This is a genomic window from Candidatus Curculioniphilus buchneri endosymbiont of Curculio glandium, from assembly GCF_964275155.1.
Taxonomy (GTDB): Bacteria; Pseudomonadota; Gammaproteobacteria; order Enterobacterales; family Enterobacteriaceae; genus Curculioniphilus; species Curculioniphilus buchneri.
The window spans coordinates 123,610-149,324 of record NZ_OZ193413.1; the positions used below are offsets into that span (position 1 = coordinate 123,610).

12 protein-coding genes and 4 tRNA genes are annotated in these 25,715 nt (G+C 31.7%); 4 read left to right on the forward strand and 12 right to left on the reverse strand.

All coding sequences use genetic code 11. The annotated features are described in order from the left end of the window. Window positions 1–1,174 precede the first annotated feature (1,174 nt). The 4 genes from tal to gndA all read left to right on the forward strand — a co-directional run bounded on the left by tal (window position 1,175) and on the right by gndA (window position 11,773). The gene (gene tal, locus ACICP0_RS00370) at window positions 1,175–2,128 is read left to right on the forward strand and encodes a transaldolase (protein ID WP_395479994.1); all 954 of its coding nucleotides are present in this window, start codon (window positions 1,175–1,177) and stop codon (window positions 2,126–2,128) included. A 16-nt stretch (window positions 2,129–2,144) separates the two neighbouring features. Further along, the gene (tkt, locus tag ACICP0_RS00375; protein WP_395479995.1) at window positions 2,145–4,139 is read left to right on the forward strand and encodes a transketolase; all 1,995 of its coding nucleotides are present in this window, start codon (window positions 2,145–2,147) and stop codon (window positions 4,137–4,139) included. 3,548 nt (window positions 4,140–7,687) lie between these two features. Next, on the forward strand, window positions 7,688–9,046 hold the full coding sequence (gene pssA / locus ACICP0_RS00380) for a CDP-diacylglycerol--serine O-phosphatidyltransferase (protein ID WP_395479996.1): 1,359 nt from the start codon (window positions 7,688–7,690) through the stop codon (window positions 9,044–9,046). Between the two features lie 1,314 nt (window positions 9,047–10,360). Then, window positions 10,361–11,773, forward strand: a complete 1,413-nt coding sequence (gene gndA / locus ACICP0_RS00385; protein WP_395479997.1) for an NADP-dependent phosphogluconate dehydrogenase — start codon at window positions 10,361–10,363, stop codon at window positions 11,771–11,773. A 200-nt stretch (window positions 11,774–11,973) separates the two neighbouring features. On the opposite strand, the gene rpoC is transcribed toward gndA, so the two are convergent. The 12 genes from rpoC to ACICP0_RS00445 all read right to left on the reverse strand — a co-directional run bounded on the left by rpoC (window position 11,974) and on the right by ACICP0_RS00445 (window position 25,715). After that, entirely contained in the window at window positions 11,974–16,224 is a 4,251-nt protein-coding gene (gene rpoC, locus ACICP0_RS00390; protein ID WP_395479998.1) for a DNA-directed RNA polymerase subunit beta', read from the reverse strand. A gap of 90 nt (window positions 16,225–16,314) precedes the next feature. Further along, the gene (gene rpoB / locus ACICP0_RS00395; protein ID WP_395479999.1) at window positions 16,315–20,343 is read right to left on the reverse strand and encodes a DNA-directed RNA polymerase subunit beta; all 4,029 of its coding nucleotides are present in this window, start codon (window positions 20,341–20,343) and stop codon (window positions 16,315–16,317) included. Between the two features lie 327 nt (window positions 20,344–20,670). Further along, window positions 20,671–21,042, reverse strand: coding sequence for a 50S ribosomal protein L7/L12 (gene rplL / locus ACICP0_RS00400; protein WP_395480000.1), 372 nt, complete (start codon window positions 21,040–21,042; stop codon window positions 20,671–20,673). A gap of 67 nt (window positions 21,043–21,109) precedes the next feature. Continuing rightward, the gene (gene rplJ / locus ACICP0_RS00405; protein WP_395480001.1) at window positions 21,110–21,607 is read right to left on the reverse strand and encodes a 50S ribosomal protein L10; all 498 of its coding nucleotides are present in this window, start codon (window positions 21,605–21,607) and stop codon (window positions 21,110–21,112) included. 303 nt (window positions 21,608–21,910) lie between these two features. Further along, window positions 21,911–22,615, reverse strand: coding sequence for a 50S ribosomal protein L1 (gene rplA / locus ACICP0_RS00410; protein ID WP_395480002.1), 705 nt, complete (start codon window positions 22,613–22,615; stop codon window positions 21,911–21,913). A gap of 7 nt (window positions 22,616–22,622) precedes the next feature. Further along, entirely contained in the window at window positions 22,623–23,051 is a 429-nt protein-coding gene (gene rplK, locus ACICP0_RS00415) for a 50S ribosomal protein L11 (protein ID WP_395480003.1), read from the reverse strand. Between the two features lie 138 nt (window positions 23,052–23,189). Next, entirely contained in the window at window positions 23,190–23,735 is a 546-nt protein-coding gene (nusG, locus tag ACICP0_RS00420; protein ID WP_395480004.1) for a transcription termination/antitermination protein NusG, read from the reverse strand. A 1-nt stretch (window position 23,736) separates the two neighbouring features. Continuing rightward, window positions 23,737–24,120: a preprotein translocase subunit SecE gene (gene secE / locus ACICP0_RS00425; RefSeq protein ID WP_395480005.1), complete on the reverse strand. Its 384-nt coding sequence runs from the start codon at window positions 24,118–24,120 to the stop codon at window positions 23,737–23,739. Window positions 24,121–25,201: 1,081 nt separating this feature from the next. Beyond that, window positions 25,202–25,274: transfer RNA gene (locus tag ACICP0_RS00430), tRNA-Thr, on the reverse strand. A gap of 3 nt (window positions 25,275–25,277) precedes the next feature. After that, window positions 25,278–25,352: transfer RNA gene (locus tag ACICP0_RS00435), tRNA-Gly, on the reverse strand. A 198-nt stretch (window positions 25,353–25,550) separates the two neighbouring features. Next, window positions 25,551–25,635 (reverse strand) — tRNA-Tyr (locus tag ACICP0_RS00440). 7 nt (window positions 25,636–25,642) lie between these two features. Continuing rightward, a tRNA-Thr gene (locus ACICP0_RS00445) sits at window positions 25,643–25,715 on the reverse strand.

Below are 25,715 nucleotides of genomic sequence, written 5' to 3' on the forward strand. Positions count from 1 at the left end.
GTCCAGCTTCATGCAAAAGAAAGAAGCCTTTGACGAAAATATTGAAGTGGGAATCATGGTAGCAACATCTTCTTCCATATGTTAATATTAGTAATTACTGTCACGATGAACGTCATTTTTTTATGTAAATGTAAATCTTATACTTCTACGACAATTTTTATTAAAAAAATCAATAAATAATGCTTGTAAACATTAAAATGTTCTTTTTTACGTATCCACTAAACATACTAACGTAAACTTATATTAAAATACTTAATATAATAATTTTATCAATGATGATTTTCTCAAATTCACATTAACTATAAGGTTACTAAAGACATTATTTATTGGTCAATATAGTAAATAACATCATCATATTCACTACTAACCATAGTGTTGACCGCTTTGAATAATACATAATGTCAGTGCGATTAATATTTTTATAAATACTTTTGAAAATTTTCTGAAATTAACAACTTATTTTTATACCACTAATAATTTATTTTTTTATATAAACATTTCCTTCTAACAAAGTTAGTTTATCAAGATAATGATAACTTTAATCTACACTTTACATCTAAACGATTATACATAAACAAGAAGAATATTAATTCTTAATTTTACTGCTTGCCACTTCACAACGTAAAATATATTGAATTTGATCTTTTTTAATACTGTAATTTTTGTATTCTATTTATAGATATGAAAATGACATGAGCTAGTTATTGATATCAATATGTCATAAATTTAATTTTTTTCGGTTACCTAAAATATAACAGCAAGTTAACAACTGACAGTGCGACAAAGAACATATTGTTTTACATAAATAATTTACTTATCTAATTAATTACAGAGTTATAAAAAGAAAGAACTATAAAAAATTATGTAAAGAAAAGTAGTCTTATATTCAAAAGACTTGATATGTTTCATTTGAAGTTATTAGATGGAATAAAATGTTATGAACGTTGATGATTAATTATAGTTAATAATCTTAATGTTTTCTATTTATATCTTATACTAGATGTTTGTTAAACATAATATCGCAACATAACATTACATTATTAAACTTAGCATCATGGCATATCCTTAGAAAACATAATCTCATTGCATTATCAATCTCATGAATGGAATTGTTGTCTTAAAGTTATCCTTTATTTTTAAAAAGTTTTTATATTATATATTGCGGAGTAGAAAGATGAATCAATTAGAAGATATTAAAAAATTTACTACCATTGTAGCTGACAGTGGAGATATTGCATCTATTCGACACTATAAACCACAAGATGCTACTACTAATCCATCTTTAATCTTGCAGGCGACTAAACTGATGAACTATCAGCCATTGCTTGACAATGCAATCACTTATGCTCGAAAAAAAGGTGGAAATCGCACAACACAAATCATCAATGCTAGTGATAAATTAACAATTAATATCGGCACAGAGATCTTGAAAAACATTCCTGGAAAGATTTCTACTGAAGTAGATGTACGAGATTCTTTTAATCAAGACATGTGCGTAACTAAAGCATATAAATTAATAAATTTATACCAAGAAAATGGCATCGAAAAATCTCGTATTTTAATTAAATTAGCCTCTACTTGGGAAGGAGTAAAAGCTGCGGAAGAACTAGAAAAAGTAAATATACATTGTAACTTAACGTTATTATTCTCCTTTGCTCAAGCGCGTATCTGCGCTGAAGCAGGCGTATATTTGATTTCTCCGTTTGTAGGTCGTATTTACGATTGGTATAATCAACGTCAATCTTTACATCCATATTCAGTAGATGACGATCCAGGCGTAAAATCGGTATGTAAAATTTACGAATATTACAAAAAGCACAATTATCACACCATTATTATGGGGGCTAGTTTTCGAAACACTGAACAGATTCTAGCTCTGGCTGGATGTGATCGGTTAACTATTTCACCTTCTTTAATAGAAAAATTATATCATAGCAACAATCCCGTAGTTCGTAAATTATTTCCTTTAATAATAGAAAAAGTTCATCAACCAACGCCTTTGTCTGAATCGGAATTTCGTTGGGAACATAATGAAGATCCAATGGCTGTAGAAAAATTGGCTGAAGGTATTCGTCAATTCGCCGTTGATCAACGAAAACTTGAAAATCTTTTGGCATCAAAATTATAAAATCTGGAGAATGTTCATGACATCTAGAAAAATGCTTGCCAATGCAATTCGTGTTTTAAGTATGGATGCTATACAAAAAGCCAATTCCGGCCATCCTGGTGCTCCTATGGGCATGGCAGATATTGCCGAAGTTCTCTGGCGAGATTATTTAAATCATAATCCATCTAATCCTCAATGGATTAACCGAGACCGTTTTATTTTATCTAATGGTCATAGTTCGATGCTTCTTTATAGCTTGTTACATCTTAGCGGTTATAATATTACCATTGAAGACTTGAAAAATTTTCGACAACTGAATTCAAAAACACCAGGACATCCAGAATATGGTTATACTGATGGAGTAGAAGCCACTACAGGACCATTAGGACAAGGTCTTGCCAATGCCGTTGGTTTAGCGATTGCTGAACGTACTTTAGCCGCACAGTTTAACCGTCCCGAACATAAGATTATAGATCATTATACTTATGTGTTTCTTGGAGATGGTTGTATGATGGAAGGTATTTCACATGAAGTATGTTCATTAGCTGGAACCATGCGATTAGGTAAATTAATATTATTTTATGATAATAATGGTATTTCTATTGATGGTGAGGTCAAAAATTGGTTTAAGGATGACACCGCTGCTCGCTTTGAAGCCTATAACTGGCATGTAGTCCGAGACATAGATGGACATGATAGTAACTCTATTAAAGAGGCAATTGAAATCTCCCGCGTCACTGATAAACCATCACTATTAATATGCAAAACTATTATTGCTTTTGGTGCTCCAACTAAAAGTGGAACACATATCGCCCATGGTGCTCCTTTAGGCGAAGAAGAAATTGCTGCTACACGTAAGGCACTAAACTGGAAGGAATTGCCTTTCGTAATTCCAAGAGAGATCTATCGTAGTTGGAGTGCAAAGGAAATAGGTCATACAAAAGAACTTAACTGGAATAAAAAATTAGAGCTTTATGAAAAAAACTATCCTAAATTAGCTAAAGAATTTAGACGACGCATACAAGGGGATCTACCCTTAACATGGCAAGAAACAAGTCAAAAAATAATTGATCAGTTACAAACTAAGCCAGCTATAATAGCTAGTCGGAAAGCATCTCAAAATACTCTTGAGGCTTTTTCACCTATTCTTCCGGAATTACTTGGCGGTTCAGCAGACTTGACACTAAGTAATCTAACTGCGTGGTCAAATTCTAAATCTATTACTGATAATCCCGCAGGCAATTATATTAATTATGGTGTTCGAGAATTTGGTATGACAGCTATTGGTAACGGTATTGCTCGACATGGTGGATTTTTACCGTACACTTCTACTTTTCTAATATTCGTTGAATATGCTAAGAATGCAGTTCGCATGGCAGCCATGATGAAAATGCGTCACATTATGATATATACCCATGATTCTATTGGATTAGGTGAAGATGGTCCCACTCATCAACCAGTCGAGCAGTTAGCTGGGTTGCGTATGACGCCTAATATGAGTATTTGGCGTCCTTGTGATCAAGTAGAAACAGCAGTAGCTTGGAAAAAAGCTATTGAGCGCTATGATGGTCCAACTGCGTTGATTCTTTCTCGTCAGAACTTAGTACAACAAAATCGAACTCAGCAACAAGTAAAAAATATTGCTCGAGGTGGTTATGTTCTTAAAGATTGCATAGGAGAAAAACCAGAATTAATTTTAATTGCTACCGGTTCAGAAATAGAGCTGGCTGTTGAGGCATATCAGAAATTGCATGATGAAGGCTATAAAGTTCGTGTGGTATCATTACCATCTACTGATATTTTTGATTTACAGGACATAGAATATCGTGAATCAGTATTACCAAAAAAAGTGCATTCTCGTCTTGCTATTGAAGCTGGTATTGCAGAATATTGGTATAAATATGTTGGATTTTCCGGCGATATTATCGGTATGACTAATTTCGGTGAATCAGCGCCAGCGAAAGACTTGTTTAAAGTATTCGGATTTACTATTGAAAATGTATTACTTAAGGCACGACAATTACTGAAATAGTTTTTTAAACGCCGGTCACTCTTATCTTCCGGCGTATATTTTTTCTTTTTTTAGATATAGATTTAACTAAAATAATTTACTATACTTTTTATGCTTCTTTTAAAAGATTTGTTTGATATTAATATTATTATGTTATTATTTTTTACGTTATAATTTTGTCTTTTTTTGGATCTTATGTGATTCAAAATTGTATAATAATATATATAAATCTTTTTAATTTAAAAAATAAGAAATATCTTAAATAATTTTCTCATCTTCCATAATGCAATATTATTGGCGACATAACTAGAATTTCGATTCTGTAAATGTTTCAATGAAAAAACTGTTTTTTATTTTTTTAAATTGTACTTTATATGTTATTTATCGTTAATATTCTGTTTATATTTTATAAAGTAGTCAAAACGATATGCAAGAATATAAATTCTAAAATATATAAAGATCATTTAATACTATGTTAAACTGATAGATTACTATTTCACTCATTCAATTTCTATTTTTTTAAATATTTAGTGTGGTATATTGAGTTATATTATATTTAAGTTTATTTCTTTCTCTAATTTATGTTTAATCCATTATTTTGTTTTAAGGTTTACTTCATCAGTCATTAATATTAAACCATTACATAAAATTTTAAAGATACTTATCGAATGATAAGTATGTTAATTTATTAGTTGTAGATAGATTAATATCTACTTTGTTTAAAAAACAAAAAAAATATAGCATTTTATTCTTAAAATTTAAAATAAGATATATCGTTAAATACTTAATAAGGAAAATATAAAAAATTTGTAATAAAATATCAGTACTGTTATTTAATATGATTATCACTAATATAGTGGTCCATCGAAAAGATAATAAATTATATGGAAAATTTAATCTTCTTCTATTTGTAGATATGATATTTTCATCAGACGTTATTAGATATTGTATCTAAAATATTTTTTAACTTATTGATAAGTACGACAAAATTTTATTTTTTTTAAGTTATTTAATTTCTATTTGTTCTGATAATCATTCTAAATTAAAAAAGATCATTTCCTTTATTTTATATTGAATTGTAAAAATTAAAACAGTAGCTTTTCTACTTTCGATCAATATTTTTAATATTTTACTAAAATTAAATAAATTCATATATCATATAATGATGATTATTAATGTTTGATGTATAATAGCTAATAGCATTATGTATGATTATAAAATGTATCTATCTCTATAGAGGTGATATAACATGATATGAATATCAGTTTTTTACAATTATTAAGATTTACAAAATATTACTGTATTTAATAAATTTATTAAAACTATAATACTTGTTATAATAAAAAATGGTTTTTTTCTATTATTCTAATGATAATTGCATATAGATATTCAAGAGTACTGCGTCCGCTGTAAATAATTATTCATCGAGAATTTTTTTTAATTTCTTTTATTTATTAAATGAATCAAAGTAAAATGTGTTTTTATCTTATAATTTTAAGTAGTAATTTTACTTATTATTCCTCTTATTATGTTATATAAAAATTTTTACTTCTTACGATAGATATTATCTTAAAACATTTTATTATTATGTAATGTTTATTCCTTTCCATAATCCAAAACTGGAAAAGGGGAGAGGATTGATGTATGTAGATTTCATCCGGAGCAATTTTCTATTGTTTTATTAGCGTTTTAAGGTTCTTGCACATTAAAAATATCATAATTAATTGGCTGTGTTATTATATGGCTAGACAATATATGTTTTCCTATAAAACAATTAGCAACTCAAATAATAAAACCATTTAAATCAACAGTGTAATGAAAATATTATTTTTTATGTTTTTGTTTCATAAAAAAGAAGTAGCTATTCATATTTAATGAAATTTATTTCGTTCTTATTACTGATAAGTATTTTTATAACTTATATAATATATAAAAGAAAACGATCTTTTTGATTTTAATATATAAGAAATTGGTTTTAATTATTAGTAGTTATAATTTCTGCTTAAATTAAAATAAATTATAGTGAAAATAGATATTAAGTTTGTTAATTGACTATAAGTTAAGTCGCTTTGATAATGTTTATATAACAAATAAATTGAAATCTATTACATTAAATTTTTACAGTCAACTGAAGATTTCATAATTTTTATTATGGTCAATATTTATATTATTCAATAGTCTAGGTGATATTTAAAATCATCTTTTATATCAGAAAATGTTAAACATATTATAAAACGATAAAATATCTTAAAATTTACAATAGACATATAATATGTAGGTATTGCAGTCGATCAAAATATAATATTTCATGGAAGTAAATATACATATTTTATTTTTGCATTGAAAATATAAGCTTTTTGTCAAGATGTAAAATAATAAATAATTGAATACGTTTCATATCATTAACTTTTTTGATTCTCAATTTTAAAATTGAGTATTTATTAACGTACAAAACGAGAGGTAAATTATGTTTATCTTATGGTAGTATGTATACTCAAATACATATTAATAAATGATCGGATTTTTCGTGAGTTAAATTTAAATAGTCTAGCCTATCCTACAATATAAAGAATTAACTTCTGACCTACTTATTTTAATAAACATTAATATACTAGAAAATTAAATTAGCAAAAAACGATAAATGATTATAGATCATGTTAAATTCATTAAAGTTCACTATGATTTTTTATCATATAAAAATTTAAATTTACTAGAATACATAAAATAAATTCCATGTAATTGCTATTATCATGAGCAATCAAGAAGTTGTAATTATCTTATAATCTGAATTATAAATTAAAAATTCTCATGCTCTTCTTATAACTTAATATTACTTTATACTGAAAAAAGGTATTTATTTTTTAGCAATATGCCCAACAACTAATTTTAGTATTTTAATACTAATGCATTAATGAAAAGTTTAGCTAAACTAGACTAAAAATAGTAATTTACATTACTACATCTATTTAAAAATTAACATACGTTATAACAATTAAAAAATCAAAATTTATTTGACGTCTTAGTTAAAATAGCGTATAATAAACGTTATGGCGTATCATGTCAAAAATATTTTTTCTATCTAGATAGATCTTCTTAAGGAAAGGTAATAAAAATCCTATTTTATATAATGCTATTAAAATACTCCTACTTATTAAAAAGTAAGTATTACATAGATTACATAAAATAAATATAAAACCTCGATTATTACATTGTATAAAAAAATGTTTGTTGTTTTTGTTCATCTTATTTGCTCACTCTACGACATTCAGAAACATAGAGTTTCAATACGATTTTTATAAAAAATAATGCACTATATTCTTTTCACAGGCCTTACAATTATGCTCCTTCACGGGTAAAAATTCTAACACATCTGAAATCAAACCTCATTCAGATATTCAAATTTATAGTGATATTATCTATATCTTCTTTCATATCTTTTGTTGTACATAAAAGAAAAACTATAAAAATATAGTACAATGTATTCATACGGAACAATAGTAATAATATTTCAGAAAATTAAATAAATTTAAGGCTATTTCAATATTAAATTATATAAAAAGAGCACGGTGATGCTGTCAAAATTTAAATACAAAATACATCAACAGCATCTCGCGAAATTGCCATACATTCCTCAGATCGCTGAAAATTTTAAAACGCTCTATAGTCCTAAAGATTTTAGAGACGCATTAATGCAAGCTATTACTTTTGCTCGGAATCGAATTTATTTAGTCATACTTTATCTAGAGTATGATCATGGAGGGCACCAAATACTTGAAGCGCTCTATCAGACTAAAAAAAATAATCCAACTCTTGAAGTTGCTGTTCTAGTGGATTGGCACAGAGCTCAACGTGGACGTATTGGGACTACTATTACTAGTACGAATGCTGAGTGGTATTACTGGATGGCAACAACACATCCCAATATAGATGTGCCGATATACGGCGTGCCGGTTAATACTCGAGAAGCCTTAGGAGTTATGCATTTAAAGGGTTTTATTATTGACGATCAAGTAATTTATAGTGGTGCAAGTATCAATAACACTTATTTACATCAATTGGATCAGTACCGTTACGATCGTTATAATATGATAAAAAATCAGCTACTTGCTGATACACTACTTAGTTATATTAAACAATACTTGCTTGCAGCATCAGCTGTTAACCGTTTAGACGATTTAGAACGACCAAAAAATATAAAAATAAAACATAATATTCGCCTTTTTCGCCATCTTTTGAAACAGTCTGTGTATAACTATCAAGGAAACATAGCAACTCAAAATGAATTATCTATTATCCCATTAGTAGGATTGGGTAAAAAAAGTCTTTTGAATACAACGATTCATCATTTAATTTGTTCAACTTGTGATACATTAATGTTATGTACACCTTATTTTAATTTACCTACACTTTTAATGCGTAACTTAACGGTTTTATTGCACCTAGGTAAAAAAATAGAAATTATTGTTGGAGATAAAATTGCTAATGATTTTTATATACCAGAAGATCAACCATTTCAAATTATTAGTATTTTACCCTACTTATATGAAATTAATTTACGTCGGTTCCTTGAACGATTACAGCCTTATGTAAGTAAAGGTCAATTAATTGTACGATTATGGAAGGATGGAAATAACAGCTATCATTTAAAAGGCTTATGGGTGGATGAAAAGTGGCAAGTGCTGACTGGCAATAACTTTAATCCTCGTGCTTGGTATTTGGATCTAGAAAATGCACTTTTAATCCATGATCCTCAACAAAGGTTGCGATTACAACGTGAACAAGAACAAATTCTAATTCGCACTCATACTCAGATTGTAAAACATTTTACTGACCTTCAAAGCATAGCTGATTATCCTGTTAAAGTGCGTACGCTCATTCGCCGATTACGGCGAATCCGTATTGATCGACTTATTAGTCGAATTCTATAAATGTAATACATTATTTTAACTTAATTTAAAATTAAAAAATTTTAATTATATATAATATATAATTTCTATAAAGCTTAAAATTATAATTTATTTATAATATATAAATGTATTTTTGACATGAAATTAAATATTGAAAAATTATTTATAGACATATCATAATAACATTATATATAATAATATTAATATATATATGCTCCCTCACTAAGATATTATACCTTAGCATATTCTGTCATTTAAATAGAATAGACAAAATTCTACTGATAATATAATATTATGGTATAAATAATACTCGTATTTCTATTGTGTAATCTTAGTTCTGATATACTGCCTTGCGTACAACAAAAATTGTTCCAATGCTATATGATTAAGTTAGAAGGTAAATTTTAGAATATTTTTTAAATATAACTTATTTGAATTTTTAATTTAATATTATTCAATTTTTTAATTACAGCTTCTATGACTTCTCTGTATTTATATTCAATGTAAAGATTTACTCCTAAGTATTCATTAGTTTTTCTAGAACAATTTGAAATGGATATGATCTTGTATTCATCTCATATATATTTATAACATACTCAATTATTTTATTAATAAAATTGATCTTTTCAATAATCGAAGTACCATTAAAGAAAAGATCAATCAATCTTAATTTTTTATATTATAAATATAATATTATATTAATTTTAATAAAATTTTTTATTTTCATTGAAACTATAAAGGAACAAAAACTAGACGCATAGTCTATTCTTGAATAGGTAACATATCTTACTGTTAAGATGTCGCATAATCTATATGTTAGATAGTCATCATAATTTTGTTCAAAACAAAATATTTATTAATAACCAATGCAAGAATTTTCTAATTGTAATATAAAAATCGTTGTAACTATTTTCTTATAAAAATAGATTATATCTACGATAATACAATAAAAACATAAAATGTTAATATTTATTTACATATTTCAAATATTTTTATATAGAAGACGTTAGTAGTGTCATACTACTATTATATAATTATTCTATGGCAATATTCTTCTTATTTTAAATGATATAAAATCTTCAATTTTATGAAATTCAAAATCGAAGAAAATAACTCCGTATTTATAACAATGAAAATTAAAATTAATATCACTACTAACATTAATATTCATTTTACATTGAATACTAGTTGTTAAGCACTATAATTGATCGTAATAGAATACAAAACACAATCATAACTAAAAACTATAATATTTAATATATAATAAATGTTTACACCTATCTAGTAAGATAGAAGGTGTAAATGAAAGATTGTCTTTATGAAAGGAGTTGGTTCATGTCTACATATAAACAAATAGGCATTATTGGAATGGCAGTAATGGGAAAAAATTTAGCACTCAATATTGAACAACATGGTTATAGTGTATCGATTTTTAATCGATCACCCCAAAAAACAGATCAGATAATTGCTGAACACCCAGGAAAAAAACTATTTCCCTATTATTCTCTAAAAGAATTTGTAAATTCATTAGAAATACCACACCGTATTCTTTTAATGGTAGAAGCTGGTGAAGCTACTGAAACAATTATTAAATTATTAAAACCACTTTTAAAAAAAGGAGATATCTTAATTAATGGTGGTAATACGTTTTATAAAGATACCATACGTCATAATAGTGAATTTTTTAAGAAAGGCATATATTTTATTGGTGCGGGAATATCTGGTGGAGCAGAAGGTGCACTAAAAGGGCCTGCAATTATGCCAGGTGGACAAAGAAAAGCTTACAAGTTAATAGCACCAATTTTAGAGAAAATTGCTGCTCATATTGATAACGAAGCTTGCGTAGCCTATATTGGCCCTGATGGAGCTGGACATTATGTTAAAATGGTACATAACGGCATAGAATATGGTGATATGCAGCTCATTGCTGAATCATATGCTCTAATGAAAAATAGTCTTAATCTAAGTAATGAACAAATATCCGATGTTTTTAGTAAATGGAACAAAGGAGAGATGAATTGTTATTTAATGGATATAAGTAAACATATCTTAGTAAAAAAAGACGAACAAGGAAATTTTTTGATAGATGTAATTTTAGATAAAGCAGATAGTAAAGGTACCGGAAAATGGATCAGTCAAAATTCACTTGATTTAGGTGAACCGCTCAGTTTGATTACTGAATCAGTATTTGCGCGTTACTTGTCCTCTTTAAAAGAACAAAGAATGGTAGCTTCAAAGATTCTGAGTGGACCGAAAAACATTATAACTTTTAACGAAGATAGACCAACTTTTATAGAAAAAATTCGGCGTGCATTATATATGAGTAAAATTATTTCTTATACACAAGGTTTTTCTCAGTTAAAATCTGCATCTAACAAGAATCAATGGAATTTGAATTATAGCACAATAGCAAAAATCTTCCGTGCAGGATGCATTATCCGTGCACATTTATTAAAAAAAATTGTTGAGGCTTATTCACAGGATCCAGAACTAAATAACTTGTTATTATCGCCATATTTTAAATATATTGTCAATGAATATCATCAATCACTACGTGATGTAGTGACCTATGCAATGCAAAATGGTATTCCTGTCCCCGCCTTATCCTCTGCCATTTCATATTATGATGGCTACCGTTCTGCGTTATTACCTGCAAATTTAATCCAAGCTCAACGTGATTATTTTGGTGCCCATACATACAAACGTATCGATAAAACAGGTACTTTTTGTACGAAATGGATAGATTAATTAATAAACCAATAAGCATATGCAATAGTGATACATTTGATTACTCATGTGATCACTTATGATAAATTAGTATAATATATATGTATATATGACATTATAACATTAAAGTTAAATGGATTATAAGCCATACAATGTTAAAAGAATCATTGCATATATTATTATTTAACTAAGAATAACCATTGATCCAAAACAACAAATTTTTAATCGTTAGTAATATTATTGTCTAAACCGGTATTCAAGAGCTCTGAAAGATTTGAAGAAGCTTCATCGGCAGTAATTCGTAAGGAAGAAAAGGTAGAATCAACAGCAGTAGAAGAAGGTATTTCATGTGTTTGACGATTACGTATTCGTTTCTGATGATAAGCATAACCAGTGCCTGCTGGAATCAACCGACCGACAATGACATTTTCTTTTAAACCACGTAGTTCATCGCATTTTCCAGCAACAGCTGCTTCAGTCAATACGCGTGTAGTTTCCTGAAATGAAGCAGCAGAAATGAAAGATTCTGTTGCCAAAGAAGCTTTAGTAATACCTAAAAGATTTCGTGTATAAGTTGCTTTTGTTTGACCATCACTTTCAAGTTTACGATTAGCTATTTTAATACGTGAGTATTCTACCTGTTCACCTTCTAAAAAATCTGAACTGCCACCATTAGTTATAGTTGCTTTACGCAACATTTGCCGAACAATAACTTCTATATGTTTATCATTAATTTTTACACCCTGTAACCGGTAAACATCTTGCACTTCATTGACAATATAACGCGTGACTTCATGTATGCCGCGTAGACGAAGAATATCGTGTGGTGATTCGGGACCATCAGAGATAACATCACCGCGTTCAACATATTCTCCTTCAAAAACATTTAGTTGACGCCATTTTGGAATCATTTCTTCATATGTTTCGTTGCTATCTGCTGTCGAGATAATTAAACGACGTTTTCCTTTGGTTTCTTTACCGAAAGAAATAACTCCACTAATTTCAGCTAAAATTGCTGGTTCTTTTGGACGACGAGCTTCAAACAAATCGGCTACACGAGGTAAACCACCGGTAATATCTTTCGTGCCGCTTGTTTCTTGAGGTAGACGAGCTACAATATCACCAATGCTAATTGGAGCACCATCTTCTAGTTGGACAATCATCCTTCCTGGAAGGAAATACTGTGCAGGTGTATCAGTACCTGGAATCAATACGTCATTTCCATTAATATCCACAATTCGTAGTGCAGGCCGCAGATCCTTACCACCGCCTGTTCGTTCAGCAGTATCCAAGACTACAATAGAAGACAACCCAGTTAATTCATCAGTTTGACGAGTAATTGTTTGACCGTCAATCATATCGGTAAAATGAATGAAACCATTGACTTCAGTAATTACTGGCATAGTGTGCGGATCCCAATTAGCTATGATTTCACCTCCCATGATTTCCGTACCATCAGCTTTTTCCATAACAGTGCCATAAGGTACTTTATATTTTTCTTTCGTACGACCAAACTCATCAATCAGTTTTAATTCAGCATTGCGTGAAATAATCACTAGCTTACCGCTACTGTTAACAACAAATTTATCATTATTTAAACAAATAGTTCCTTTGTTTTTTACTTGAATACTAGATTCAGCAGCAGCACGGGATGCAGCTCCTCCGATATGAAATGTACGCATGGTCAATTGCGTACCAGGTTCACCAATAGATTGAGCCGCTATAACACCGATGGCTTCACCTTTATTTACTAGATGACCACGTGCTAGATCACGACCATAACATTTAGCACATATACCAAAATCAGTATCACAGGTTACGACCGAACCTACTTTAACACTGTCTATTGAATATTCTTCTAAAATGTCACACCACTGTTCACTTAATAATGTATTGCGCTGTACTAAAATATCTTTCGTACCAGGCTTGCAAACATCTTCTGCTGTAACACGACCTAATACACGTTCGCGTAAAGCTTCTTTCACGTCACCTCCTTCAATAACAGGAGTCATTTCTATGCCAGAACACGTTCCGCAATCGTCCTGAGTAACAACTAAATCTTGTGCTACATCAACTAACCGACGAGTTAAATAACCAGAATTAGCAGTTTTTAGTGCAGTGTCTGCAAGCCCTTTACGTGCACCATGAGTAGAGATAAAATATTGCAGTACATTCAATCCTTCACGAAAATTTGCGGTAATTGGAGTTTCAATTATTGAGCCATCTGGTTTGGCCATTAAACCACGCATACCAGCTAACTGACGAATCTGTGCAGCTGAACCGCGGGCGCCTGAATCAGCCATCATAAAAATACTATTAAAGGATATTTGTCGTTCTTTTTTACCATCGGAGTTAATTACAGTTTCAGTGGATAGATTATCCATCATTGCTTTAGCAACACGTTCGTTAGCTGCAGTCCAAATATCAATTACTTTGTTATAGCGTTCACCAGCAGTAACTAAACCGGATTGAAATTGTTCTTGGACTTCAGCAACTTCAGCTTCAGCTTCGTTTATAATTTCAGCTTTTTTTTCTGGAATCACCATATCATCAATACCGACTGATGCTCCTGAACGAGCCGCGTAAGCAAATCCTGTATACATAATTTGGTCGGCAAAAATTACAGTTGGTTTTAAACCTAATACACGATAGCAGGTGTTCAACATTATGGAGATAGCTTTTTTTCCTAATGTTTGATTTACAAGGGAGAAATGTAGTCCTTTTGGTACTATCATCCAAAGTATAGCACGACCTATAGTCGTATCAATTAAACTTGTATGTTTTATCCATCCATTATCACATTTTTCATGTTCAGTAATACGTACTTTAACACGTGTATGTAGTTCAGATACTCCTATTCGGTAAATACGTTCTGCTTCTTTCGGTCCACTTAGGACCATACCTTCACCTTTTCCGTTTATACGATCACGAGTCATATAATATAATCCTAACACTACATCTTGTGATGGAACAATAATCGGCTCTCCATTAGCAGGAGATAGGATATTGTTAGTCGACATCATCAGTGCACGTGCTTCTAGCTGAGCTTCTAATGTTAGCGGAACATGTACTGCCATCTGATCACCATCAAAATCAGCATTATACGCAGCACATACTAATGGATGTAATTGAATTGCTTTTCCTTCAATTAGTACTGGCTCAAAAGCTTGGATTCCTAAACGGTGCAAAGTTGGTGCACGATTTAGCATCACTGGATGCTCACGTATTACTTCATCTAGAATATCCCACACTACTGCTTCTTCACGTTCTACCATTTTTTTAGCAGCTTTAATAGTTGTAGCTAAACCGTGTACTTCAAGTTTTCCATAAATAAAAGGTTTAAATAATTCTAATGCCATTTTTTTAGGCAATCCACATTGATGTAAACGAAGATATGGACCTACAGTAATAACTGAACGACCAGAGTAATCGACTCTTTTTCCTAACAAATTTTGTCGAAAACGACCTTGCTTACCTTTAATCATATCAGCTAACGATTTTAATGCACGTTTGTTCGAACCAGTAATAGCACGACCACGACGGCCATTATCTAACAAAGCATCTACTGCTTCCTGAAGCATACGTTTTTCATTCCGTACAATAATGTCAGGCGCAGTTAAATCTAACAAACGCTTTAAACGATTATTACGATTAATTACACGACGGTATAAATCATTTAGATCTGAAGTCGCAAAGCGACCTCCATCCAATGGTACAAGTGGGCGAAGATCAGGGGGTAATACTGGTAGTACAGTTAAAATCATCCATTCTGGCTTATTACCGCTTTGTATAAACGATTCCAAAAGTTTAATACGTTTAGTTAATTTTTTACGCTTAGTGTCGGAACTGGTTCTTTCTAATTCTTGACGAAGTTGATCACATTCTTCTTCTAAAATCATATTTTTTAACAGAATTTGAATAGCTTCAGCACCCATTTTAGCATCAAATTCATCACCAAACTCTTCTAATGCTTCTAAATATTGTTCTTCAGTTAGAATTTGACGGCGTTCAAGATTAGTCATTCCTCCTTCGACTACAACATAAGATTCAAAATATAATACACGTTCGATGTCACGCAGCGGCATATCCAGCAATAATCCAACACGAGATGGCAAAGATTTTAAAAACCAAATATGGGCAGTAGGCGAAGCTAATTCAATATGACCCATACGTTCACGACGTACTTTTGTCTGAGTTACTTCAACACCACATTTTTCACATATTACTCCACGGTGTTTTAGACGTTTATATTTTCCGCACAAACATTCATAGTCTTTTACTGGTCCAAAAATACGTGCACAGAACAATCCATCTCTTTCCGGTTTAAATGTACGATAATTAATAGTTTCTGGCTTCTTCACTTCACCAAAAGACCATGAACGAATCATATCTGGTGAAGCTAATGCAATTTTGATTGCATCAAACTCTTCTATTTTAGTTTGTGCTTTCAAAAAATTAAATAAATCTTTCACGAATTAGCCCCTATCGGAATAAAACTTGCTGGTACTAAAAATATTTAGATGCTCTTAATTACCAGTGCGAATTATATTCGAATGAAAAATTTAGTTTTCTTCAAGCTCAATATTAATTCCTAATGAGCGAATTTCTTTTAATAAGACATTAAAAGATTCTGGCATACCAGGTTCCATCATATGATTACCATCTACTATATTTTTATATATCTTAGTGCGACCGTTAACATCATCTGATTTAACAGTAAGCATTTCTTGTAAGGTATATGCTGCCCCATAGGCTTCTAATGCCCATACTTCCATTTCTCCAAAACGCTGACCACCAAATTGTGCCTTACCACCTAAAGGTTGCTGAGTCACTAAACTGTATGAACCGGTGGAACGTGCATGCATTTTATCATCAACAAGATGATTGAGTTTTAACATATACATGTATCCCACAGTAACAGGTCGCTCAAATTGTTCTCCAGTACGACCATCAAATAAGGTAATTTGTCCTGAAGTCGGTAAGTTGCCTAGTTGTAATAATTCTTTGATTTCTTTTTCTTTAGCACCGTCAAATACCGGACTAGAAATAGGCATCCCTTTTTTCAAATTTTCTGCTAAACAAAGTACTTCTTGGTCAGAAAAAGTATTGAGATCTATTTTCTGGCATACATCATCCCCAAGATCATAAGCTTGCTGTATAAATGCACGTAATTTAGTTATTTTTTCATTTATTTTCAACATAGTATTAATTTTATTGCCAATACCTTTTGCTGCCATGCCCAAATGAGTTTCTAATATTTGGCCAATATTCATACGTGATGGTACACCTAATGGGTTTAAAACGATATCTACAGGAATGCCATTCTTATCGTATGGCATATCTTCAACTGGGCTAATTTTAGATATTACACCTTTGTTACCATGACGACCAGCCATCTTATCACCTGGCTGAATTTGACGTTTTACTGCTAAGTAAACTTTAACTATTTTAAGTACACCTGGTGCAAGGTCGTCACCTTGGATAATTCTTCGTCGTTTTGATTCTAGATTTGTTTCAAATTTATGTTTCAATTCATCGTACTGCTGAGATAACTGTTTAAGTTGATCGTGCTTTTGATCTTCAGCTAATCTGATTTTTAACCAGTGTTCTCGTTTTAATGTATCTAACTTTTCTTCTGTTATACCAGTAGAAATCAGAAGATTACGGACACGAGAAAATAAGCTATTTTCGAACAGTTGTAATTCTTCGCTCAGATCTTTTTTAGCCTGTTTCAGCAGCATATGTTCAATGTCTAGCGCTCGTTTATCTTTTTTTATACCATCTCGAGTGAATATTTGTATATCAATAACTGTACCAGATACACCGTTAGGCACACGTAATGATGAATCTTTTACATCAGATGCTTTTTCACCGAAAATAGCGCGTAAAAGTTTTTCTTCCGGTGTTAGTTGTGTTTCGCCTTTCGGTGTAACCTTACCTACAAGAATATCCCCTCCAATTACTTCTGCACCTATATAGACAATGCCAGATTCATCCAATTTAGATAGAGCCGCTTCGCCTACATTAGGGATGTCAGCTGTAATCTCTTCAGATCCTAATTTAGTATCTCGGGAAATACACGCCAATTCTTGAATATGAATACTAGTGAAACGATCTTCTTGAAGCACGCGTTCGGAGACTAACATAGAATCTTCAAAGTTATAACCATTCCACGGCATAAAAGCAATACGCATATTTTGACCTAATGCTAATTCACCCAGATCAGTGGATGGACCATCAGCTAGTACGTCGCCACGTTCAACTAATTCCCCTAATGATACACAGGGAATTTGATTAATACATGTATTTTGATTAGAACGAACATATTTAGTCAAAAGATAAATATCGACACCTGATTCGCCCGGATGTAATTCTTTTAAATTGACATTAATAACAATGCGGGACGCATCTAAATATTGTACTATACCTCCTCGCTTTGCTACAGCAGTTACACCAGAATCGACTGCTACTGCACGTTCCATACCTGTACCAACTAATGGTTTTTCAGCACGTAAAGTAGGTACTGCTTGACGTTGCATGTTTGCCCCCATCAATGCACGATTAGCATCATCATGCTCTAGAAAAGGAATAAGAGAAGCACCAACTGATACAATTTGCTGCGTAGAAACATCCATGTAATCGATTTGATTACGACTGAATAAGCTTGACTCACCTCTATTGCGACACGTTACCAAATCATGAATAAAACGGCCATAGTCATCAAGACTGGTATTAGCCTGTGCAATAACAAAGTTACCTTCTTCAATGGCCGATAAATAACGAATTTCATCTGTGACTATTCCATTTTGTACACGGCGATATGGAGTCTCTAGAAATCCATATTTATTAGTTCGTGCATACACAGACAATGAATTGATTAAACCAATATTAGGACCTTCTGGAGTTTCAACAGGACACACACGCCCGTAATGTGTTGGATGCACATCACGCACTTCAAATCCTGCACGTTCTCGAGTTAATCCACCTGGTCCTAAAGCAGAAATACGCCGTTTATGAGTAATCTCGGATAATGGATTATTTTGATCCATGAATTGTGATAGCTGACTTGAGCCGAAAAATTCTTTTACTGCTGCTGAAATTGGTTTCGCATTGATCAAATCTTGCGGCATCAACATATCCAAATCACCTAACGATAAACGTTCTTTTACTGCACGTTCTACACGTATTAAACCAACACGAAATTGATTTTCTGCCATTTCTCCTATTGAACGAATGCGCCGATTGCCTAAATGATCAATATCATCAACTTCACCTTTACCATTTCGAATGTCAATCAATTTTTTCATCACATTAATAATGTCATTTTTACTTAAAACACAAGACTGTTCTGTTTTTTTATAATTTAATGATCGGTTAAATTTCATTCGGCCTACAGCGGATAAATCATAACGATCTTCTGAAAAAAATAAATTTTTAAATAAAGATTCAGCTGATTCACGAGTAGGGGGTTCACCAGGTCTCATCATTCGATAAATTTCCATTAATGCTTCTAGACGATCTTCAGTCGAATCAAGTCGTAAGGTTTCAGAAATATAAGCTCCATGATCTAAATCATTTGTGAATAGTGTTTCAATATATTTGAAATTTGCTTTCTTTAAATTGACTAATAGTTCTAACGTTAATTCTGTGTTTGCACATACAATGATTTCGCCAGTTTTGTCATCTATATAGTCTTTTGCTACTACCTTACCAACAATATATTCAATAGGAACTTCGATCTGCGATATGCCGTCTTTTTCCATTCGGCGAATATGGCGTGAAGTGATACGACGACCTTTTTCAACATAGATGTTGCCGTTAGATCGGATATCGAAAGAAGCAGTTTCGCCACGTAGACGTTCAGGTATGAGATTCATCTCTAATTTTTTTTCATAAATTGTATAAATAATTTTTTCGAAAAAAATATCTAAAATTTGACTATTATTGTAATCCATCGCGCGTAAAATTACAGTAGCAGGTAATTTACGTCGCCGGTCAATACGGACGAACAGATGATCTTTTGGATCAAATTCAAAATCTAACCATGAGCCACGATAAGGAATGATGCGTGCATTGTATAGTACTTTTCCTGAAGAGTGTGTTTTACCTTTGTCACTGTCAAAAAATACGCCGGGACTACGGTGTAATTGAGAAACAATCACACGTTCAGTACCATTAATAATAAAAGTACCATTGCCAGTCATTAGTGGGATGTCACCCATATAGACCTCTTGTTCTTTTATATCTTTCACTGTACCTTCCGGTGCGTCACGTTCATAAGAGACCAAACGTAATTTAACGCGTAGTGGTGCAGAAAATGTCGCGCCACGCATTTGACATTCTTTAATATCAAAAACAGATTCACCTAAATGGTAGGTGACATATTGCAGTTCAGCGGTTCCACTATAGCTATGTATAGGAAATACAGAACGAAAAACCGCTTCTAATCCACATTGATTCTCCAGATTTTGTTCAATGAACTTTTTAAATGAATCGAGTTGGATGGAAAGAAGATATGGAACGTCCAATACTTGTGGACGTTTTCCAAAATCTTTACGAATTCGTTTTTTTTCGGTATAAGAGTAAACCATACGGTTCCTCGACTTTCTGATAAATGGATCTAGTCTGTGTGACAGATAGATCAGGATAAAATTGCATGATACATTATTTTTAATAAAAATTAGATAAATTCTCAATCATATGTCTGATAATTACTACACTAATAAAATATTTTGTTGTACTTAGATAAATTGGAGAACATCAGAATAAAATGTAGTGCATCTAAATAGATAAGAAAATGCATCATTAGAATAAATGATGTTTTAATGCTTTTATTTCTTTACGGAACAAAAAGGCCGGTGACCCAAAGGAAAGTCACCAGCCATCAGCCAATTTAGGCTGTAATCTGGACGACGAAGTTATTTAAGTTCAACAGAAGCACCAACTGTTTCTAAAGCTATTTTTAAAGTATTTGCATCATCTTTTTTGATACTCTCTTTCAATATGGTGGGTGCGGATTCCACCAAATCTTTAGCTTCTTTTAGGCCTAAACCAGTAGCGCTACGTACAGCTTTAATAACAGCAATTTTGTTGCTGCCTACTGCAGTTAGTATTACGTCAAATTCTGTTTGTTCTTCTACAGGTTCAGCAACCCTTTCTCCTTCAGGGACAGTATTAACGATAGTTGCGGAAATACCAAACTTTTTCTCCATCATAGATATTAGCGTAACTATATCCATAACGGACATATTAGAAACTGCATCTAAAATTTGTTCTTTAGAAATAGACATAAAAGATGTTCCTAGCATTTAGAAAGTATTGATAAATACATCAATAATTTTTTGGGAAAGAGCTATATTAATTCGTTTTGTTATAGTCAGATAACACTGATAAAACACGCAGCAATTTACCCATAGAGGCCTCTTGTATAACTGACATTAAATGACCTATAGCTTCATTGTAAGTTGGTAACATTGCTAGACGGTCAATTTGTGATGCAGAAATTAACTCACCTTCAAAAGCTGCTGCTCTTATTTCAAAATTAAAATTTTCTTTAGTAAAAGCTTTCAACAAACGCGCTGCATCTCCTGGATTTCCATTAGAAAATGCAATTAAGGTAGGACCAATAAACATGTCTTTTAAACATGCAAAAGCAGTGCCTTCAACCATACGACGCATTAGTGTATTTCGAACTACACGAACATAAACATTGGCTTCACGACTTGCTTGGCGAAATTTAATCATTTGATTTACTGATACGTTACGAAAATTTGCCACAACAGCAGATAATGCGCCTTTGGCTACTTCACTGACTTCAGCAACAATTTCTTTTTTATCTAGAAGAGATAATGCCATTAGCTTGTACTCCTAATTTTACATTTTCTAAAAAGTGTATTGTATGCATTTAAAAAACATAGTTCGTATTGTATATACTATTGAAAAAAATACATAAAATTAAAACTATCTCTTTCACTATCATATATAATAGAAGTATCAGGGATCGCAACACAATTTGTAAATAGCTTCAAATTTTATATCAACAAAGATTGTAATTTAACAATGCAAGCATTATATGTATGTTTTTAAAACGCATACACCACCACGTTCAATTGTAAACACCTCATTTTAAACAAATTTAATACTCGCGTAAAGTAATAATTAAGTAAGAGCTAAAGATAAGCTATTTTGATTAATTTTAATACTTATGCCCATAGTAGTTGACAAGCTAATCTTTTTTATATATGCACCTTTAGTATTGATTGGTTTAACCTTTTTTAAATCAAGCAGTAAAGCTTCTAAATTTTCTTTTAATTCATGCACTTCAAATTTAACTGTACCAATTGTAGTATGGACAATGCCGTTTTTATCATTACGATAGCGAATTTGACCGGATTTAACATTTTTAATTGCTTCCGAAAGATTAGAAGTGACAGTACCAATTTTTGGATTTGGCATCAATCCACGTGGACCTAAAATATATCCCAGTTGACTAACTATGTACATTGCATCTGGTGATGCGATGATAACATCAAAGTTAAATTTACCCTTTTTTATTTGCTCGGATAAATCATCCATACCAACTAAATCTGCTCCAGCAGATTTAGCTATCTCAACATTTTTTCCTTGAGTAAACACAGCAACACAGACATGACGTCCAATACCGTACGGTAATATAGTAGCACCACGAACACTTTGATCTGATTTACGAGAATCAATCCCAAGATTAATGGCAACATCGACGCTTTCAACGAACCTAGTAGTTGATAAATTTTTTAAGAGGATACAGGCTTCTTCAATTTCATAGTGCTTAGCAGCATCAATTTTATCACGGATAACACGCATTCGTTTAGTCAGTTTAGGCATACTTTATTTAATCCTTAATAACAAGGCCCATTGAACGCGCAGTACCCGCAATAGAGCGGGACATAGCCTCCAAATTAGCACCAGTCATGTCAGCTGCTTTACTTTCCGCAACTGAAAAAATTTGTGCACTAGTAATTTTGGCTATCTTCTCTTTATTTGGATTACTAGAACCAGATTTAATTCCTATAATTTTCTTAAGGAGCACAGAAGCTGGTGGAGTTTTAGTAATGAAAGTAAACGAGCGGTCGGAGTATACCGTAATCACCACAGGAATAGGTAATCCTTTTTCAAGATTTTCAGTTTTTGCATTAAAGGCTTTACAAAATTCCATAATATTCACGCCTTGCTGACCTAAGGCAGGTCCCACTGGTGGACTTGGATTTGCCATACCTGCAGAGACCTGTAGTTTGATACAAGCTTGTATCTTTTTAGCCATATAATCTGTTGTCCTCAATCAAGTAGATTGATCACTATATCGATTTTAATATCTACTTATTAAATGAATGTAAAAGAGTAAAAAACATGGATAGTAAACTAATTTTCAACTGTAAACAAGTAAAAATGTGCTTAAATATTAATTTTTTTCGACTTGATCAAAGTCTAATTCAACCGGAGTAGCACGTCCAAAAATTGATACAGATACTTTCAATCGACTCTTATCATAATCTACTTCTTCTACTACACCATTAAAATCAGAGAAGGGACCGTCATTTACTCGGACTAATTCTCCTGGTTCAAATAAAATTTTTGGCCGTGGTTTATCCCCAATTTGCTGTAAACGATTCATAATCGCACTAACTTCTTTATCGCTTATCGGAGCAGGACGATCTGAAGTTCCACCAATAAATCCCATAACATGCGGCACACTACGTACTAGATGCCAACTAGCGTCATTCATGACCATTTGCACAAGAACATAACCTGGAAAGAATTTCCGTTCGCTCTTACGACGCTGACCACTTCGAATTTCAACAACTTCTTCTGTAGGAACCATTATTTCGCCAAATAATCTTTTAATATCATTTTGTTTCACATGTTCACGGAGAGATTGGGCTACACGCCCCTCAAAACCGGAAAATGCCTGAACAACATACCAACGTTTTTTCGGATCTTCAGACATCTTAGAACCTCAAATTAGTAACAAATAAAACTACGCGAACCAAAATGCTATCAAGTCCCCATAAAATTAGTGACATTATGGTGGTTACTGCGGCAACAATTAACGTAGTATGTAATGTTTCCTGACGGTTAGGCCAAATAACTTTACGAACTTCAATTCGTGCTTCACGTGCAAATGCAATTACACATTTTCCTTTAGATGTGAACATGGCTACGCATCCTGCACCAACAATACATATCATAATCACTAGTATTCGAATAGGTAAACTGAAGTCACGATAAATATAATTGCCAATTATAGCTATGCATAGTAGAATTACGACAACAAGCCACTTTATTATTTCCAGACTTCGCTTATTTCCTTGAGGTTCAGTATTAATATGCATAAAAAACCTATTTTTTTAAAATTTAGAAAAATCAGTAAACCTTGAAATGTTGAGACCTTTACTAAAGCAGTATTCTATTATATTACCGACAAAGTATTGAAAATATTAAACGATAAAATCAAAGTCCATGTTAAATAATATTCGAAAACACTATATTCCATTTTTATTCTAGTTAGACAAATAATCTACTATTTAGTAAAAATTAACATTTATTGCAATGATTCTACAGTGTGTACTGATAATTTCTGGTGCAAGAAAAATGTTTCTAGACCATCATTAGCGATGGATGGTAAAAATGAAAAAACTGTTATTTATAGCAACCGGGAGATAAACTTGATAAGTGTATTGATGTTGTCACGGTTAAGTATTGACTATATTTATACTCTTTTTTTTCAGTTCTATTACATCAGTAATATTAAAATCAAACTACAAACAATATATTCTCTTTCAGAGAAAATATAGCCGTTATATCTATTTTATTTCAAAATAATGTATTATTTAATTCAAACTAATATGTAACCTGCCATAATATTAAACCATACATGTGATTGATTGTCGTATTACAATATCATAATCAGAAATAAAAAACGCATGTTTAATTGAAAATAATTGACGTTGATTAATAATAATTACTCCAAAAAAATAGTTTTTTGTTTTGAAAGTCAAACAAGTATAAAGCTAAGATAACAACTCTCGAGTAGTTTAATTAATTTATAGCATAGAAAAAACATATCATAATTGATGAATATAATTATATTGGTAATGATTTTTTGCATAGATAACTAAAGTTGCAATAATCATTAAAATTATGTATTTACATGCTATTGAATGCTACGTTGGCCATCAGATTCTAGTCGTCATGCCTTGAAGATTAACATCGAACACAACAAAGATTAAAAATCTAATAGCGTCTTTCCGTTAACGAATCGTAGTCATTGTTACATAGTACAATCATAATACTTATATCAATAAATATTACATAAGAATATCATTTTTTAACGGATCCTTGATATTTAGGACATAAAAACACACGTACGCTAGTAATATTCATAGATAAAAGCGATTATTTTTTAAATAGTGATGCTGATAGGCAGACTCGAACTGCCGACCTCACCCTTACCAAGGGTGTGCTCTACCAACTAAGCTATATCAGCAATTGGAGCGGGCAGTGGGGATTGAACCCACATCATCAGCTTGGAAGGCTGAGGTAATAACCATTATACGATGCTCGCATTTTAGAGGTCGGCTATCCAGTGTGGATATATATCACAGTATAACAAACAATTTAATTTCTAAAATCCTTACATTAATCCTTACATTATTTCTTTGTTATTTCTTTGTTTAACAAAGCTATTCATCTAATCGATGATTTTCTTTTTCTTTCTCTTTTTCTTTTCGAATTATAAAATTTTTTTATCTTTCATGAAACTTGGTGATGGGGGAAGGATTCGAACCTTCGAAGTCAATGACGACAGATTTACAGTCTGCTCCCTTTAGCCACTCGGGAACCCCACCAGACTTATGCCAGCAGAAGGAATCGAACCCTCGACCTACTGATTACAAATCAGTTGCTCTACCAACTAAGCTATGCCGGC